Origin of the sequence: Brenneria populi (assembly GCF_036016195.1) — a bacterium.
Classification (GTDB): domain Bacteria; phylum Pseudomonadota; class Gammaproteobacteria; order Enterobacterales; family Enterobacteriaceae; genus Brenneria; species Brenneria populi.
This window is the reverse complement of sequence record NZ_JAYWTM010000001.1, coordinates 957,863-974,550: the sequence shown is the minus strand read 5'-3', so window position 1 is coordinate 974,550 and position 16,688 is coordinate 957,863. Positions and strand designations below refer to the sequence as shown.

Here is a 16,688-nt window from a genome sequence, read left to right as displayed (position 1 = left end):
AATCAATGTGATAAGTAGCTTTCGAATGCTTTTGTCTGCGGCTGGGAGAAATGGCTGGCGTCCCCCTGCTCCACAATACGTCCATTCTCCATATACACTACCTGGCTTGCCGTTTTGCGCGCAAACTCAACTTCATGGGTCACGATCGCCTGCGTAATACCGGTTTGCGTCAGCTCCTGGATAATGCCTACCACCTGGGCGGTAATTTCCGGATCCAGCGCCGCCGTCGGTTCGTCGAACAGCAGCACCTGAGGCTCCATCATCAATGCGCGGGCGATGGCGACGCGCTGCTGCTGGCCGCCGGAAAGATGAAAGGGATAACGGTCGGCGAAGTCGTTCAAACGCAAACGGCGCAGTAATTTCTCAGCGCGTTCTTCGGCCTGGCCCTTACTTAGCCCCAGTACGCGGCAGGGCGCTTCGATCAGATTTTGCGCCACCGTCAAATGAGGCCAGAGATTATACTGCTGAAAGACCATGCCCACATTTTGGCGCAGTTCGCGAATGGCGCTTTCCGCGGGGGCATGGTCGAAATCGAACTGTTTACCGGCGATGGACAGCGTGCCGGAGCGCGGCATTTCCAGCAGATTCAGGACGCGTAGCAGAGAACTCTTTCCGGCGCCGCTGGGCCCAAGCAATACCAGCGTTTCGCCCGCGGGGCAGTTGAGTGATATATCGAACAACGCCTGATGCGCGCCATAAAAACAGTTGATGCCGTTTAGTTGAATACTCATGCGTAAGGATTGAATAGCCATTGATGCCGCGAATGGTAACGTCGGCAGAATAGTTATGCAATCATCGTAGGTTAAAATTTGCCGATAAGTGATTTATCGCTTAAATAATAGCACAAAACACTGGCTGACGCCGGCACGGGTCAACAGGATGCGCGGCAATGGCGCGGGCGGATAATCCGCCGGCGGAGAAATCAATGCGCAGGCGAACGTGAAAACCGTCCGTTTTTATCTAACGGTTGCCGCCCGCGCGGGCGGCGATATAGGGTGTTACGCTTATCAATAGTCAAGGAGCTTATGATGCAATTATCCACCACCCCCGCTCTGGAAGGTTATACCATTACCGAATATTGCGGCGTCGTCACCGGCGAAGCGATCCTGGGCGCCAATATTTTCCGCGACTTTTTCGCCGGCATTCGCGACATCGTCGGGGGGCGTTCCGGCGCTTATGAAAAGGAGTTGCGCAAGGCCAGGCAGATTGCGCTTAAAGAGTTGCAGGAGCAGGCGGCGGACCTGGGGGCCAATGCCGTGGTGGGGATCGATATCGACTATGAAACCGTGGGTAAGGACGGCAGCATGCTGATGGTGTCGATCAGCGGGACCGCGGTGAAAGTCCGCCGTTAACCATTAATGAGTCACTTCAGGCGGGGCGGCGACGCCTGCGGGAACCGCATGATCAAATGCATCGTTATTCTGATGTCGCTGTTGCTGGCCGGGTGTCGGTCGATCTCTTCGCTGGAGGATTGGGGCGGCTATAAGGTCGATAGCGCGCATCGCGCGCAGGCCCAGGAAGCGCGCATCCGTTTTCTGGTGATCCACTATACGGCGGAAAACTTTTCCTCTTCGCTCGGCACGCTGACGGGCGAACAGGTCAGCGCCCATTATCTTATTCCCGCCTATCCGCCGCTTGATCGTGGCAAGCCGGTCGTGTGGCGGCTGGTGCCAGAGTCGCAGGCGGCGTGGCATGCAGGGGCCAGCGCCTGGCGTGGATTCACCCGTCTGAATAACGCGTCGATCGGTATCGAACTGGAAAACCCAGGCTATCGGCGTACGCTGACGGGCGTTAAATGGACGCCGTATCCTCCGTCGCAGATTGCGGTATTAGCGGACATCGCCCGGCACATCGTTGCGCGCTATCGCATCGCGCCGCAAAACGTGGTCGCCCATAGCGATATCGCGCCGCAGCGCAAACAGGACCCGGGGCCGCTTTTCCCCTGGGAACGGCTGGCGCAGGCGGGTATCGGCGCATGGCCGGACGCCGGCCGGGTGGCGTTCTACCTCGCAGGGCGGGAGCCTGACGAAACGGTCGACGAGGCGCGTCTGCTGGATAGATTAGCGCGTTACGGCTATCCGCTCGCGGATAAAATGACCGCGCGCCAGAAACAGCGGGTTATCGCCGCATTTCAGATGCATTTCCGGCCCGGGGATTACCGAGGGCGAGCGGACGCGCAGACGGAGGCCATCGCCGAGGCGCTGCTTGAGAAGTACGGCGCATCCCCGCCCGCGATGACGGCGGCGGCGCCGTAGCGGACGGGGCGGGGCGCGTCTTTATCAGGCCAGCACGGTATCCCCCTGTAACTGACAGCTGCAGGCCAGCACATAGCCCTGGGCGATCTCTTCCGGGGTTAGGGTCATGGTGCTGCTGGTGCGATAATCGCCGGACAGAATCCGCGTCTTGCAGCTTCCGCATACGCCCGCGCGGCAGGCGGCGAGAATCGGCACCTTATTCTCCTCCAACGCCGCCAGCAGGCCGATCCCCACCGGAACGCGCAGTTTTTGCAGCGGGCGGCTGATGGTTAACGTCAACCGCTCGCCGTCCTCTTCCGGCGTTTCATCCGCGCCGTGGAAGCGCTCCTTAAAGAAACGGTTTTGCGCTACGCCCGACTGCCGGCACCAGTTTTCGATCTGTTCCATATAGGGCGCCGGACCGCAGGTCATCACCGTACGGCTGGCGAGATCCGGTACGCGTTCCAGCAGAAGATCGCGGCTAATTCGACCGGCGAGAAAACCGTCGACGGCATGCTCTTCCGCCATCAGGGTGAGCGCCAGCCGGCGCGGGTAGCGCTGTAGCAGTTCCCGCCACTGGTCGGCGAAAATGACCTGCTGCGGGTTGCGGACGTTGAATATCACCTGAATATCGGCTTGGACGTTATGAGCAAGCAGCCAGCGGCACATGGACATGATCGGCGTCACCCCGCAGCCGGCCGCCAGCATCAGATAGCGATCGCCGATGGCGCCGGCGCAGGTGAATTCGCCCTGCGGGTCCGATAGCCATAGGTAGTCTCCCGGCTTGATTTTCTCCGTCAGCCAGCGGGAGCCGATCCCCTGATCCAGCCGCCGCACCGTCAGCGTGATAAAACGGCTTAGCCCCGGCGATGAAGAGAGCGTATAGGCGCGCAGCGTCTCCGGGCTGTCGGCGATGCTGACCAAGGCGTACTGACCGGGCTGATACGGATAGAAATCGTGATTAATCAGCGCGATGGTCCAAACATCAGGGGTTTCCTGAACGATCGAATGCACCTGCATGCGGTTGGGGCACAGCGATGTCGGCATGGTCATGAGCGTCTCCCTTAGGCGGCCAGAATGTTATTCATATCCTGTTCGACCGTGGTGATGGCCCGCATGCCGAACTTCTCATTCAGGATCGCCAGCAGGTTTTCGGTCAGGAATCCCGGCGCCGTCGGGCCGGTATAGATATTCTTCACGCCGAGGGAGAGCAGGGTCAGCAGAATCACGATAGCTTTCTGTTCAAACCACGACAGCACCAGGCTGAGGGGCAGATCGTTGACGCCGCAGCCCAGCTTCTCCGCCAGTTTGACCGCCAGGATAATGGCGGAGTAGGCGTCGTTGCACTGGCCGACGTCCAGCAGGCGCGGCAGGCCTTCCAGGGTGCCGAAGTCCAGTTTGTTGAAGCGGTATTTGCCGCAGGCCAGCGTCATAATCAGGCAGTCGTCGGGAACCTTGACGGTAAAGTCGGTAAAATAGCTGCGCTCTTCGCGGCTGCCGTCGCAACCGCCCACTAAAAAGACATGGCGCAGTTTCTTTTGCGCGACCAGATCGATAACGGTGTCGGCGGCGCTCAGCAGGGTTTCCCGGCCGAAACCGACGGTAATCAGGTGTTCTATCTCGCTGTAGGGGAATCCGGCCAGCCGCTGCGCCTGAGCGATAACCGGGCCGAAATCATCCCCCTCCAGGTGGTTCACGCCTGGCCAGCCGACAATGCTGCGCGTCCAGATGCGATCGCCGTAGTTGCCGACGTTGGGATCGATAATGCAGTTGGAGGTCATAACGATGGTGCCGGGGAACTTGGCGAATTCCGTTTGCTGATTTTGCCAGCCGCTGCCGTAGTTGCCGACCAGGTGTTTGAATTTCTTCAGCTCGGGATAGCCGTGCGCCGGCAGCATCTCGCCGTGCGTATAGACGTTAACGCCGCTGCCTTCGGTCTGCTCCAGCAGCATGCGTAAATCTTTCAGGTCATGGCCGGAGATCAAAATCGCTTTACCGGCGACGGGGCGGACGTTGACCGTCGTCGGCCGCGGATGGCCATAGGCCCCGGTTTCGCCGCGGTCGAGCAGCGCCATAACGTTAAAATTCATCGTACCGATGCCCATGGCGTTGTTCAGCAGGGTATCGACGTCGGCCGGCCGGGTGCCCAGCCACGCCATGAAAGTATGGTATTGCGTATAGACGGCCTCATCATACTGGCCCAGAACATGCGCGTGCTCCATATAGGCGGCGGCGCCTTTCAGACCGTACAGGCACAGCATACGCAGGCCGTGTACGTCGTCGCCCACGGCGCTTTTATCGGCGTCCAGCGCGAAGTCGGCCGCCTGCCGCAATAGCGCCGGCATATCGTCGCCGGCCAGCTGGAGATCCGCCATCGGGTGCGCGACGGCCGCGTTCGCATCCAGCAAACGGCAGCGCGTAGCCAGCGACTGGCGCAGCGCGACGGCTTCCCGCGCATAGCCGATAATCCGCTGCGAGTCGAAGTTGACGTTGGTCAACGTGGAGAAAAAGGCGCGCGGGGCGAAGCTGTCGATATCGTGATCGACGAAGCCCAACGCGCGGGCCCGCAGCGCCCAGGCGGATAGCCCTTGCAGTACGGCGACCAGAAGGTCTTGCAGGTCGGAGGTTTCCGCGGTTTTACCGCACATGCCCTGCGCGTAAGAGCAGCCATTTCCTGCCGGGGTACGAATGGTTTGTTCACATTGCACACAAAACATAATCACATCCTTCTTTTTTAAGTTGCATTAAAAATGCATGTTTAAAGAGAATAGAGGTTCGCGGCATAGCGAAAAAGATTTTTTTAATGCGATTTTAGGTAAATTTGATTTAGCGCAACTTTAAGGTTTTTCAATGAAAATGAGTCTCAATCAACGCCCGGAAAACGCGGCTATGCGGAGAAAAAGGCCATCAGGATCGGCCCCGCGAGACTCAGCAGAAAACCATGCACGATCGCCGGCGGCACCATCTCCACGCCCGCGCTGCGCTGCAGCACCGGCAAGGTAAAATCCATGGACGTCGCGCCGCACAGCCCTAACGCGCAGGAGCGCTGGCGCTGAATCAGCGCGGGGATCAGCATAATGGCCAACAGTTCGCGCAGCAGGTCGTTAAAAAAGGCCGCGCTGCCGATGACCGGGCCAAAAGCGTCGCTCAGCAGGATGCCGGACAGCGAATACCAGCCATAGCCGGAGGCCATCGCCAGCCCGGTTTTCAGCGGTAACCCCAGCGCCCAGGCCGCTATCAGGCCGCCAATCAGCGCGCTGACGGCGACGGTCAGCGCGACCGTCATGCCGCGGCGATTCAACACAATCTGACGCAGCGTCATCCCGCTGTTGCGCAGCTGTACGCCGACCAGAAACAGCAGCAGGATCAGCGCATATTCGCTGCCTTTATTGGCATAACTCAGCGCGGGCCACTGGGTTAATCCCAGCAAAAATCCGCCGGAGACCACGCCGCACAGCTTGAGCGACTCCATGAGCATGCGCAGCCGCGAAGGGAGCGCCTCCTGTGTATACGTACCCGGCCAGGCGCAGCGTTTTTCCAGCAGCCACAGCGCCGCCATATTTACCGCGATGATGCAGGCGGCGCAGATGACGGCATAGCGAAAAATCAGTAGCAGATTACTGCCGATGTTATCCAAAAAGGCCAGACTGATGCCCATTAAAAACAGAATGATATACACCATCCAGCTCAGGACATGGTTGATTAACCGTAATGCTTTTTCGGCGCGAAGCGGCACCAGATAGCCCAAAATAAGCGGCAATAAAATGATTAATAATCCCGAGTACATCACAGATTCGGCGTCCTTAGAGATAAAAACCGGCAGCAGGCGAGAGGCATGACATAATCTATTAAAATTAAAAAGATTATTTTCTTGAAGCCAGTATCGCTTGGCGGCATAACTTATGCAACAGGCTGTTTTATTATTCTATTTATCGCGGCGGGGCGAAAAAGGAGAGGCGGATGTATCTGGAGCGTGTCGAAATTCTGGGATTCCGGGGGATCAATCGCCTGTCGTTGACGCTGGATGACAGCACGGTGCTGATCGGTGAGAACGCATGGGGTAAGTCAAGCCTGCTTGATGCGTTATCTTTGCTGCTCTCGCCGACGTCGCCGCTCTACCATTTCGACCTGCAGGATTTCCATTTTCCGCCGGGCGACGAAGCCAGCCGAGAGCGTCATCTGCAGGTTATCTTCACGTTTTGCGAAACGGCGCCGGGGCACCATCTTGCGCCGCGCTACCGCTCGCTTGACTGCCTATGGATAGAGGGCGATTCGTCGCCGCGGCGGATTTTTTATCGTTTGGAAGGGGAAGTCGATGAGAGCCGGTCGGTGTGCACCTGGCGAAGTTTTCTTGATGCCGACGGACGTCCGATGGCGCTGGATAATATTGATGAGTTGGCGCGCGAGATCACGCGTTTGCATCCGGTGCTGCGCCTGCGCGATGCCCGGTTTATGCGCCACTCGCCGGCGGACGCGCTGGACACCGCCGCGGAAAACGGCAACGAAAAACTGACCCGTCAGTTTGATAAATTGATGTTTGAGCTGGAGCAGAATCCGCAAAAGCCGAGCGATAAGGATTTACGGCAGGGGCTGACGGCGATGCGCCAATTGCTTGAGCACTATTTTTCCGAGCAGACCGCCACCCTGCGCGAGCGGCGCAATCATAAAAATGCCCGCCCGCACAACGGCAGGTCGTGGCGCGCGCTGGATAATATCAATCGCCTGATCGCCGGGCCGAACAGCCGCAGTCGGCGCATTATTCTGTTGGGGTTGTTCTCCACGCTGCTGCAGGCCAAGGGGGCGGTGGCGCTGGACCCCGATGCGCGCCCGCTGTTATTGATCGAAGATCCGGAAACGCGGCTGCATCCCATTATGCTGTCGGTGGCCTGGGGGCTGCTGATGCAGCTGCCGCTGCAGAAACTTACCACCACCAACTCCGGCGAACTATTGTCGCTGGTGCCGATGGAGCAGGTTTGCCGTCTGGTGCGGGAATCGTCGCGCGTCGCCACCTACCGCATCGGTCAACAGGGGATGAATGCGGAAGATAGCCGGCGTATCGCTTTTCATATTCGTCTTAACCGCCCCTCATCGCTGTTCGCCCGCTGCTGGCTGCTGGTGGAAGGGGAAACGGAGGTCTGGATGCTCAATGAACTGGCGCGCCAGTGCGGACACCATTTTGAGGCGGAGGGCGTGAAGGTCATCGAGTTCGCGCAATCGGGGCTGCGGCCGTTGCTGAAGTTCGCCCAGCGGATGGGGATAGAGTGGCATGTGCTGGTCGACGGCGATGACGCCGGGAAAAAGTATGCCGCAACGGCGCGCAGTCTGTTGACGGCGCAGGAGGAAAGAGAGCGGGATCACCTGACGGTTCTGCCGGCGCTGGATATGGAGCACTACATGTACCGCGCCGGGTTCAGCCATGTTTATCATCGCGTTGCGCAACTGCCCGAGAAGGCGCCGCTGTCGATGCATAAGATCATCGTTAAGGCGATCCACCGCTCGTCCAAACCCGATTTGGCCATTGAGGTCGCGCTGGCCGCCGCCGCAATGGGGAGCGAATCTATCCCGCCGTTAATCCGCGGCATGTTTTCCCGGGTGCTGTGGCTGGCGCGCGGACGCGCTGATTAACCGCCGCCGTTCAAGTTTAAAGATGAGCGGAAGATTGTGAAGGCGCTAAAGACTAATGCCGATCGTTTAAGCATCGAGATACGCGGGCGACCGTCGGGTGAGGCGTCCCGACGGGAACCGCCCCCGGTGTTTCCCCTAAAATCCGGTTTAAGCGATCAACATTCGGCGCCTAAGGCTTGATTTATTTTTCGCCGTCCCAAGATTATAGCTAAGGGAGCGTTATCGGCCGCGGCGGGGTAAAATGCCGGTCGGGGCGACCAGCATTTTGCGGCGTTAACCTATGCAGAGAGTAAGAGGTTTTAGGGGAAGGCGGACGGCGCGCGTCAGGATAGGGCTTCTTCGCTGACCAGCGGCACGATCAGACTTGCATGATTCCCTTTCGGTCCTTGGTGAACATCAAATCTGACAACCTGTCCCGCCTTAAGCGTTCGGTATCCGTCCATTTGGATTGTCGAGTAGTGAGCGAAGATATCTTCGCCGCCGCCCTCAGGACAGATAAAACCAAAACCTTTGGCGTTATTGAACCATTTAACAGTACCTGTCTCCATGCATGACATCCCTCGCAAGCGTATTTTTATAAAGTAAGGTGAGGTTATTTGGTTTACATGAATACGAATTGTTTAAAACATCATCAATTCAACACTACACTTTAGTTAATTCGATCCCGGCGTCAAGCGCTCCATATTTAAGCCCCGGGTCAGTTTGTCAAAATTTGATGCAGCTAACGCTATTGATGGCTATTGCCCTGCGTTATGCAATCAATACGCGGGGTAAGAGACAGCGGCGCGCGGTATCGGACAATGATTTCAGTCGCCGGATGGTAAAGTAAAAAGCAGACGTGGTACTGTGAATACGGTTCGCTGTGATGATATTCAAAATGATGTTGGACAGACAATGGGAAACAACCATACGCGGTCGCACTCGGAGAGCCTGACCGCAGATCGATACAAAGAAAAACTGCAACCGCCGTCCATGTATAACGTGTTGTTGAATAACGATGACTACACGCCGATGGAATTTGTTATTGACGTTCTGCAAAAGTTCTTTTCTTATGATATTGAACGCGCAACGCAGCTGATGTTGACGGTTCACTATCAGGGCAAGGCGATCTGTGGCGTATTCAGCGCTGAAGTTGCTGAGACCAAAGTTGTACAAGTCAATCGTTATGCCAGAGAAAATGAGCACCCGTTGCTCTGCACGCTGGAAAAAGCCTGAAGTCAGGCAATTTATTGGGGGAGGGGCCTATGCTCAATCAAGAACTGGAACTCAGTCTCAACATGGCTTTCGCCAGAGCGCGTGAGCACCGACACGAGTTTATGACCGTGGAGCATTTGTTGTTGGCTCTGCTCAGTAATCCAGCCGCCCGCGAAGCGCTGGAAGCCTGTACGGTGGATCTGGCCGCGCTGCGCCAGGAGCTTGAAACCTTTATTGAACAGACTACGCCGACGCTGCCTCAGGGGGATGAGGAGCGGGAAACGCAGCCTACGCTCAGCTTCCAGCGGGTGCTGCAGCGCGCGGTCTTTCATGTCCAGTCATCCGGCCGCAGTGAAGTTTCCGGCGCCAATGTGCTGGTCGCCATTTTCAGCGAGCAGGAGTCTCAGGCGGCGTACCTGCTGCGTAAACACGATGTAAGTCGTCTGGACGTGGTGAATTTTATTTCGCACGGAACGCGTAAAGAAGAGTCCGGGCAAGCGCCAAACCCGGAAAATCCAGTCAATGAAGAGCAGGCCGGAGGGGAAGAGCGTATGGAAAACTTCACCACCAATCTGAATCAGCTGGCGCGCGTGGGCGGTATCGATCCGCTTATCGGCCGGGATAAAGAACTGGAACGGACTATCCAGGTATTGTGCCGCCGCCGTAAAAACAACCCGCTGCTGGTCGGGGAGTCCGGCGTGGGTAAAACCGCCATCGCGGAAGGGCTCGCCTGGCGCATTGTGCAGGGCGACGTGCCGGAAGTGATGGCGGATTGCACGCTCTATTCGCTGGATATCGGCTCTTTGCTGGCGGGCACGAAATATCGCGGCGATTTTGAAAAACGCTTCAAGGCGCTGTTAAAACAGCTTGAGCAGGATCAGAACAGCATCCTGTTTATTGATGAGATTCATACGATTATCGGCGCGGGCGCCGCTTCCGGCGGCCAGGTCGACGCCGCGAACCTGATCAAACCGCTGTTATCCAGCGGCAAGATCCGCGTGATCGGCTCCACCACCTATCAGGAATTCAGCAATATCTTTGAAAAGGATCGGGCGCTGGCGCGCCGTTTCCAGAAAATCGATATCACCGAACCCAGCGTGGAGGAAACGGTGCAGATCCTCAACGGTCTGAAACCGAAGTATGAAGCGCATCATGACGTGCGCTATACGGCGAAAGCGGTGCGCGCCGCGGTGGAGCTGGCGGTGAAATACATCAACGATCGCCATCTGCCGGACAAAGCGATTGACGTTATTGATGAAGCGGGCGCCCGCAGCCGCCTGATGCCCATCAGCAAGCGTAAGAAGACGGTCAACGTGGCGGATATCGAATCCGTCGTCGCGCGTATCGCCCGTATCCCGGAAAAAACCGTTTCGGCCAGCGATCGCGATGTGCTGAAAAACCTGAGCGACCGCCTGAAAATGCTGGTGTTCGGCCAGGATAAGGCGATTGAGGCCCTGTCTGAGTCCATCAAGATGAGCCGGGCCGGGTTAGGGCAGGAGCGCAAGCCCGTCGGCTCCTTCCTGTTTGCCGGCCCGACGGGCGTGGGCAAAACGGAAGTCACGCTGCAGTTGGCGAAAGCGTTGGATATCGAACTGCTGCGCTTCGATATGTCCGAGTATATGGAGCGCCATACCGTCAGCCGCTTAATCGGCGCGCCTCCGGGATATGTCGGCTACGATCAGGGCGGCCTGCTGACGGATGCGGTGATTAAGCATCCGCATTCGGTGCTGCTGCTGGATGAGATCGAGAAGGCGCACCCCGACGTCTTTAATCTGCTGCTGCAGGTGATGGACAACGGTACGCTGACGGACAATAACGGTCGTAAGGCCGATTTCCGCAACGTGATCGTGGTGATGACCACCAACGCCGGCGTACGGGAGACCCAGCGCAACTCTATCGGGATTATCCAGCAGGATAACAGCACTGACGCGATGGAAGAGATCAAGAAAGTGTTTACGCCGGAGTTCCGTAACCGTCTTGACGGCATTATCTGGTTCAACCATCTGTCCACGGACGTGATTCAGCAGGTGGTGGATAAATTCATCGTTGAGCTGCAGGCGCAGCTGGATGCCAAAGGCGTATCGCTGGAGGTTAGCGACGAGGCGCGCGACTGGCTGGCCGAGAAGGGATATGACAAAGCGATGGGCGCGCGGCCGATGGGTCGGGTCATTCAGGAAAACTTGAAGAAACCGCTGGCGAATGAACTGCTGTTCGGTTCACTGGTCGACGGCGGCTCCGTCAAGGTCGAACTGGATACCGAGACGCAGCAGCTGACCTACGGCTTCCAGAGCGCGCAGAAACGCAAGGCGGAAGGCGCGCTTCACTAAATTCTGCCGGCGTGATAAAAAAACGTCGGGAGCGTTTTTCAACGTCGCTTGCGGGGGACGGGCAGGAAGCTCGGTATAAAAAAGGGTGGCGCGAGAGCGTCACCCTTGAGTTTGCTGACAAAGTCCGGTGAGCGGCGATAATGGATGGATCGTAAAGACGCTGCAAGTACGTCCCTGTAAGCTCGAGCCGCGCCGTCCCTGGCGCGGACGCTTTACTCTTCCATTCCATTATCACCGTTCGATAAAGGACGATAGGTTTGTCAACAGTCTGAAGGGTGGCGCGAGAGCGTCATCCTTTTTTTGTATAGGTAATGCCGTTCACTTAAGCCGGTTTTTAGGGGAAACACAGGGGGGAGGTTCCCGTAGGGACGCCTCACCCCTGTGGTCGCCCCGTGTATCTCGATGCTTAAACGATCGGCATTATTTTTTGTATGGGGCCGTTATTTGGCGCCCTGGTTGAAGCGGCTATGGCAGGAACATCCCGCCGCTAGCCGCATACGCAAAAGCCCTTGCCGATAGCGGAAAGGGCGGAGAGGTAAAACATCCTCGGAGATCGCGCTGCGTCAGCGATGGGCGAACCGGTTAACGGCTGCGGAAGACAATGCGGCCTTTGCTCAGGTCGTACGGGGTCAGCTCTACAGTGACTTTGTCACCCGTCAGGATGCGGATATAGTTTTTACGCATTTTACCGGAGATATGAGCGGTAACCACGTGCCCGTTTTCCAGCTCAACGCGGAACATGGTATTGGGCAGCGTATCAAGCACGGTGCCTTGCATTTCAATGTTGTCTTCTTTGGCCATCGAGTCCTCTAGGTCTAACTACCTTTGTTTTTAACCGGCAAGATAATGCCGAAAAACCCACATTATGTAAAGGAGCGTTCATAAACTGATGATTATTTATAAGCCGCCGTTGTCCGTTATCGCCCCGCTCGAGCCAGCGTTTGCGGCTGCCAGCAGCCCTCTGCCGCCGGGGCGTCCCGCAGTTGAAAAAGAAGCTGCAAAAAGCGATCGCGGGGAATTTCGCACACCCCCAGTGACGCGGTATGCGCGTTCAGCACCTGACAGTCGATCAGCGATCCGCCATGGCGAATAAAATGCTGCTGAAATGTCAGCAGCGCGTATTTCGATGCGTTGTCGGCGCGGCTGAACATCGACTCGCCGCAAAATAATGCGCCTTGCGCAACGCCGTATAGTCCGCCGACGAGCGCGCCATTCTGCCACACTTCGACGGAATGCGCTCGTCCCGACTGATGAAGTTCGCCGTAAGCCGAAATAATCTCCGGGGTAATCCAGGTTCCGCCCGCGCGCTCGTCGGCGCAAGCGCGGATCACGTCGTTAAACGCATGATTGAGGGTGACGTCGAAATCGTGTTTGCGCAGAAATTTATTCATACTGCGGCTGATATGGAACTGTCCGGGAAACAGAACCGCGCGCGGATTCGGCGACCACCATAAAATAGGCTCGCCGGGGGAGTACCAGGGAAATATTCCCTGCCGGTAGGCGACGTTCAGCCGGGCGGGGGAAAGGTCGCCGCCAATCGCTAGCAGCCCGTTTGGTTCGTTCAGGGCATGAGCCGGGTCGGGGAAACGCAGCGAATCGGCGGAAAGCTGATACAGTCTCATAATATCCGTATGGTTGCTAAACGATGGCCGCCGGCGCCGGCAGGCCATTCGTATGATTAAATGTGCTGATGAAACCGCCAGTAGCGTCCCTGCAACGCCATCAGCGCCTGATGGTTCCCTTGCTCGACGATCCGCCCGGCGTCCATCACGCAAATGCGATCCATAGATTCTAACTCATAGAGCCGGTGGGTAATCACAATCAGCGTTTTTCCCGCGCAGTGCTGGCGCAGTAAGCGCAAAATACGCCGTTCGGTCTCCGCGTCCAACCCTTCGGTCGGCTCGTCCAGCAGCACCAGCGGCGCGGAATGCAGTAGCGCGCGCGCCACGCCGATACGGCGTTGCTCGCCGCCCGAGAGCTGGCGTCCGCCTTCCCCCAGCCAGGCGTCGAGTCCTTCATTTTCCAGCAGCTTATCCAAGCCTACCTGTCGCAACACCGTCGCCAGCCGTTCGTCGGACGCCTCCGGCGCGGCCAGACTCAGGTTGTCGCGCAGCGTGGCGCTGAAAATATGAACGCGCTGCGGCACGACGCTCATCATGGCGCGCAGCGCGTCTTCGCGCCAGGCGCTCAGCGGATCTCCATTCAGCGTAATCTCCCCGCGTTGGCTGTTCCACGCGCGGGTAATTAATTGCAGCAGGGTGGATTTACCGCAGCCGGTGCGGCCGAGCAGCGCCAGATGTTCGCCCGCGCGGATATGCAGCGAGATATCATTCAGCACCGGCAATGGCTGTTCGGGATAGGTAAAGCTGAGGTTATTTAACGCAACGGACGCCGTCGGCGCCGGCGCCGGGCCTTGTTCAGGAAAAACGACCTCCGGCGGCTGGCGGATAATCTGGTCGATGCGCGCGGCGGAAGCGATAACCTGTCCCATATGCTGGAACGCGCCCGCCACCGGCGCCAGCGCCTCGAAGGCCGCCAGGGCGGCGAAGACAAACAGGGCGATGAGCGCGCCGGGCTGCGTGTCCCCGCCGATGCCCGCCGCGGCCAGCCAGAGGATTAGGGTCACCGTGATGCCGCTGCACAGCAGCATTAACGCCTGAGAAAACCCTGTCAGATTGGCCTGCTGGCGCTGGCGTTTCAGCCAGTGCGTTTCCGAGCGCGCCAACTGCCGGCGCGATGCCGTCAGCGCGCCAAAAACGGTCAACTCCGCCTGGCCCTGCAGCCAGGTGGTCAGCTGCAGCCGATATTGGGCGCGCAGCGCGGTGAGGTCTTGCCCGATAGCGCGGCCCGCCCGGTAGAATATCACCGGTATCAGCAGCAGCAGCGCCAGCATGATGACGCATAACGTCAGCGCCAGCGACACGTCCAGCCAGCTTAAGCCGTAAGCGACGATCAGAATGACCAGCAGCGCGCTGACCAGCGGGGAAATGACGCGCAGATAGAGGTGATCGAGGGTATCGACATCCGCGACCAGCCGGTTCAGCAGCTCCGCCTGACGAAATCGGGCGATGCCGCCGGGCGACAAGGGCAGAATGCGCGCAAAGGTAAAGACGCGCAAATGTTGCAATACGCGGAATGTCGCATCGTGGCTGACTAGCCGTTCCGCGTAACGGCCGGCGGTACGGGCTATCGCCGCGCCCCGCACGCCGGCGGCGGGCAGCATGTAGTTAAACGTATATAGCCCGGCCAGGCCGGCCAACGCCGCGCCCGCCAGGAACCAGCCGGAGAGCGTAAGCAGCCCGATGCTGGCCAGCAGCGTCGCAATGGCCAAAATAACGCCCAGGCTTAAGCGCCAGATATGGCGGCGATATAGCAGCAGAAACGGTTTCAAAGTCCGCATGGCCGTTTTTTGAGACATATCACAACTCTCCCTGACGTTGGGCCATTAGCTCAGCGAAGGGGCCGGGTTGCGCGCTGAGCGTCCGATAGTTCCCCTGTTGCACTAACCGGCCGTTGTCCATCACCCAGATGTCGTCGTAGTCGATAACGTCATTCAGTTGATGGGTGACCAACAGCGTTGTCTGACGGCGCGCGGCAGCGTTTAGCGCCTGCATAACCCGCTGCTCGCTGTCGGCGTCCAGACTGGCGGCCGGTTCATCGAGCAGCAACAGGTTGCTCGGCTTGATTAGCGCGCGGGCCACCGCGATACGCTGCGCCTGGCCGACGGAAAGACGCGCGGCGCCGTCGCCGATAGGCGTATCCAGTCCCTGCGGCAGTTGGGGAAGAAACTCATGCACATAGGCGCGCTCAACGGCCTGTCGCAGCTCATCCTCCGTTGCCTGCGGTTTTCCCAATAAGATATTGTCGCGCAGGCTTTGTTCCGGCAGATGCGGATTTTGCCCCACCCAGCTTAGCTGCCGCCGCCATGATTCCGCGGACAGCGTACTCAGCTCAATGCCGTTGACGGTAAGCGAGCCGCGGTAGGGCAGAAAGCCGAGCAGCGCGTTCAGCAGGGAGCTTTTCCCCGCGCCGCTGATTCCCACCAGCGCAATGCGTTTTCCTGCTCTCGCCGTAAAGGTTAACGGCTGCGTCAGCGGGGCGCCGTCGGCCGCCGCGACGACCAGATCGGTCGCTTGGATTTCAATGGCGCCATCGCCGCTGAATTCACGCTCGCCGAAACCGACCGTTTCGCCTTCCGCCGCCAGAAAGGTCACCAGCGACTCCGCCGCGCCCACGGCCTGGGCTTTCGCGTGGTAAAAGGTGCCCAAATCGCGCAGCGGCTGGAAAAATTCCGGCGCTAGAATCAACACCAAAAACCCGGCGAAAAGCGTTACCCCGACGCCGTAATGGCCGAAGTCCAGTTCGCCCAGGTAGGAAAAACCGAAGTAAACGGCGACCACGGCGATAGAAATGGAGGCGAAAAACTCCAGCACGCCGGAGGAGAGAAAGGCCATGCGCAGAACTTCCATGGTGCGGCTGCGGAAGTCTTCGGACGCTTTGCTGATTTGTTCCGTCTCCGCGCGTCCCCGGTTAAACAGCCTCAGGGTTTCCAATCCGCGCAGCCTGTCGAGGAAATGGCCGCTAAGACGCGCCAGCGCCAGAAAATTACGCCGGTTAGCGTCGGCGGCGCCCATGCCGACCAGCGCCATAAAGAGCGGAATAAGCGGCGCGGTCAGCAACAGAATCAGGCCCGCTGCCCAGTTAATCGGGAAGATGGCGATCAGAATCAGCAGGGGGATAAGGGCGGCGAGATACATTTGCGGCAGATAGCGGGAATAATAGTCCTGCATATCTTCGATCTGCTCCAGAATCATGGTGGCCCAACTGCCGGCCGGTTTGCCCTGAACCCAGGCCGGGCCTAACTGTTGCAGGCGGTCCAGGACCAGTTTACGGATCTGCCGGCGTACGGCCTGGCCGCACATAAAGCCGACCTGCTCCCGCAGCAGGCTGTTCAGCGCCCGCAGGACGAAGGCGGCGACCAACAAAAGAAAGGAGGAACGCAGGGAATCACGCGGCGCATGTTCGATAATCAGGGCGTGCAGCAGCGACGCCAGCAGCCATGCCTGGGCGACAATCAGTATCCCACTCAAAAAACCCAGTAACAGTGAAAGGCGCAGCCAGCGCCGGGCCAGTTTGCTTTGTTGCTTCAACCAATGAGTGAGTTCTTGCTGTCTGTTTTTTTTCATCAGGCGCCGGTTCGTGTTAAGCACGCGATTGTTGATGGGAAATAACGTTTATATAACCGTGAGTTAACAATCGCGAGCTGCAAAGCTCGGAATGCCGCCATGTTACCTCGACAAAAGCGCGC

Annotated in this window: 14 protein-coding genes; 5 read left to right on the top strand and 9 right to left on the bottom strand. The window is 58.3% G+C overall.

The annotated features are described in order from the left end of the window. Positions 1-2: 2 nt before the first annotated feature. The gene (gene artP / locus VSX58_RS04380) at positions 3-731 is read right to left on the bottom strand and encodes an arginine ABC transporter ATP-binding protein ArtP (protein WP_327617070.1); all 729 of its coding nucleotides are present in this window, start codon (positions 729-731) and stop codon (positions 3-5) included. Positions 732-1,028: 297 nt separating this feature from the next. Between artP and VSX58_RS04375 the strand changes: the two genes are divergently transcribed. After that, complete coding sequence (locus VSX58_RS04375; RefSeq protein WP_327613310.1) at positions 1,029-1,352, top strand: heavy metal-binding domain-containing protein; 324 nt, start codon at positions 1,029-1,031, stop codon at positions 1,350-1,352. A 48-nt stretch (positions 1,353-1,400) separates the two neighbouring features. Then, positions 1,401-2,255 (top strand): N-acetylmuramoyl-L-alanine amidase, encoded by an 855-nt coding sequence (locus tag VSX58_RS04370; protein ID WP_327616972.1) that lies wholly within the window; start codon positions 1,401-1,403, stop codon positions 2,253-2,255. 24 nt (positions 2,256-2,279) lie between these two features. Here VSX58_RS04370 and hcr read toward each other — a convergent pair whose 3' ends face one another. From hcr to VSX58_RS04355, 3 genes are all read right to left on the bottom strand, one after another. Next, a complete protein-coding gene (gene hcr, locus VSX58_RS04365) occupies positions 2,280-3,287 on the bottom strand; it encodes an NADH oxidoreductase (protein ID WP_327616971.1) in 1,008 nt (335 codons plus the stop codon). 11 nt (positions 3,288-3,298) lie between these two features. Continuing rightward, the gene (gene hcp, locus VSX58_RS04360; RefSeq protein WP_327616970.1) at positions 3,299-4,951 is read right to left on the bottom strand and encodes a hydroxylamine reductase; all 1,653 of its coding nucleotides are present in this window, start codon (positions 4,949-4,951) and stop codon (positions 3,299-3,301) included. A 170-nt stretch (positions 4,952-5,121) separates the two neighbouring features. Continuing rightward, a complete protein-coding gene (locus VSX58_RS04355; protein WP_327617069.1) occupies positions 5,122-6,021 on the bottom strand; it encodes a lysine exporter LysO family protein in 900 nt (299 codons plus the stop codon). A 173-nt stretch (positions 6,022-6,194) separates the two neighbouring features. Here VSX58_RS04355 and VSX58_RS04350 point away from each other — a divergent pair, with 173 nt between their 5' ends. Further along, complete coding sequence (locus VSX58_RS04350; protein WP_327616968.1) at positions 6,195-7,859, top strand: ATP-dependent endonuclease; 1,665 nt, start codon at positions 6,195-6,197, stop codon at positions 7,857-7,859. A gap of 323 nt (positions 7,860-8,182) precedes the next feature. On the opposite strand, the gene cspD is transcribed toward VSX58_RS04350, so the two are convergent. After that, positions 8,183-8,407: a cold shock-like protein CspD gene (gene cspD / locus VSX58_RS04345; protein WP_327613273.1), complete on the bottom strand. Its 225-nt coding sequence runs from the start codon at positions 8,405-8,407 to the stop codon at positions 8,183-8,185. 346 nt (positions 8,408-8,753) lie between these two features. On the opposite strand from cspD, the gene clpS reads away from it, so the two are divergent. Both clpS and clpA read left to right on the top strand, forming a co-directional pair. Then, positions 8,754-9,074, top strand: a complete 321-nt coding sequence (gene clpS / locus VSX58_RS04340; RefSeq protein ID WP_327613312.1) for an ATP-dependent Clp protease adapter ClpS — start codon at positions 8,754-8,756, stop codon at positions 9,072-9,074. 29 nt (positions 9,075-9,103) lie between these two features. Further along, entirely contained in the window at positions 9,104-11,380 is a 2,277-nt protein-coding gene (clpA, locus tag VSX58_RS04335; protein ID WP_327616967.1) for an ATP-dependent Clp protease ATP-binding subunit ClpA, read from the top strand. Positions 11,381-11,962: 582 nt separating this feature from the next. On the opposite strand, the gene infA is transcribed toward clpA, so the two are convergent. The 4 genes from infA to cydD all read right to left on the bottom strand — a co-directional run bounded on the left by infA (position 11,963) and on the right by cydD (position 16,566). Then, a complete protein-coding gene (infA, locus tag VSX58_RS04330) occupies positions 11,963-12,181 on the bottom strand; it encodes a translation initiation factor IF-1 (RefSeq protein WP_002211347.1) in 219 nt (72 codons plus the stop codon). A 116-nt stretch (positions 12,182-12,297) separates the two neighbouring features. Further along, the gene (gene aat / locus VSX58_RS04325; protein ID WP_327616966.1) at positions 12,298-13,002 is read right to left on the bottom strand and encodes a leucyl/phenylalanyl-tRNA--protein transferase; all 705 of its coding nucleotides are present in this window, start codon (positions 13,000-13,002) and stop codon (positions 12,298-12,300) included. 56 nt (positions 13,003-13,058) lie between these two features. Next, a complete protein-coding gene (gene cydC, locus VSX58_RS04320) occupies positions 13,059-14,780 on the bottom strand; it encodes a heme ABC transporter ATP-binding protein/permease CydC (protein ID WP_327617068.1) in 1,722 nt (573 codons plus the stop codon). A 19-nt stretch (positions 14,781-14,799) separates the two neighbouring features. Next, positions 14,800-16,566, bottom strand: a complete 1,767-nt coding sequence (cydD, locus tag VSX58_RS04315) for a heme ABC transporter permease/ATP-binding protein CydD (RefSeq protein ID WP_327616965.1) — start codon at positions 16,564-16,566, stop codon at positions 14,800-14,802. Between the last annotated feature and the right edge of the window lie 122 nt (positions 16,567-16,688).

Excerpts from the sequence above, each read along its gene's own strand:
- artP (WP_327617070.1), bottom strand. The coding sequence starts at position 731 with ATGAGTATTCAACTAAACGGCATCAACTGTTTTTATGGCGCGCATCAG.
- VSX58_RS04375 (WP_327613310.1), top strand. The coding sequence starts at position 1,029 with ATGCAATTATCCACCACCCCCGCTCTGGAAGGTTATACCATTACCGAA.
- VSX58_RS04370 (WP_327616972.1), top strand. The coding sequence starts at position 1,401 with ATGATCAAATGCATCGTTATTCTGATGTCGCTGTTGCTGGCCGGGTGT.
- hcr (WP_327616971.1), bottom strand. The coding sequence starts at position 3,287 with ATGACCATGCCGACATCGCTGTGCCCCAACCGCATGCAGGTGCATTCG.
- hcp (WP_327616970.1), bottom strand. The coding sequence starts at position 4,951 with ATGTTTTGTGTGCAATGTGAACAAACCATTCGTACCCCGGCAGGAAAT.
- VSX58_RS04355 (WP_327617069.1), bottom strand. The coding sequence starts at position 6,021 with ATGTACTCGGGATTATTAATCATTTTATTGCCGCTTATTTTGGGCTAT.
- VSX58_RS04350 (WP_327616968.1), top strand. The coding sequence starts at position 6,195 with ATGTATCTGGAGCGTGTCGAAATTCTGGGATTCCGGGGGATCAATCGC.
- cspD (WP_327613273.1), bottom strand. The coding sequence starts at position 8,407 with ATGGAGACAGGTACTGTTAAATGGTTCAATAACGCCAAAGGTTTTGGT.
- clpS (WP_327613312.1), top strand. The coding sequence starts at position 8,754 with ATGGGAAACAACCATACGCGGTCGCACTCGGAGAGCCTGACCGCAGAT.
- clpA (WP_327616967.1), top strand. The coding sequence starts at position 9,104 with ATGCTCAATCAAGAACTGGAACTCAGTCTCAACATGGCTTTCGCCAGA.
- infA (WP_002211347.1), bottom strand. The coding sequence starts at position 12,181 with ATGGCCAAAGAAGACAACATTGAAATGCAAGGCACCGTGCTTGATACG.
- aat (WP_327616966.1), bottom strand. The coding sequence starts at position 13,002 with ATGAGACTGTATCAGCTTTCCGCCGATTCGCTGCGTTTCCCCGACCCG.
- cydC (WP_327617068.1), bottom strand. The coding sequence starts at position 14,780 with ATGCGGACTTTGAAACCGTTTCTGCTGCTATATCGCCGCCATATCTGG.
- cydD (WP_327616965.1), bottom strand. The coding sequence starts at position 16,566 with ATGAAAAAAAACAGACAGCAAGAACTCACTCATTGGTTGAAGCAACAA.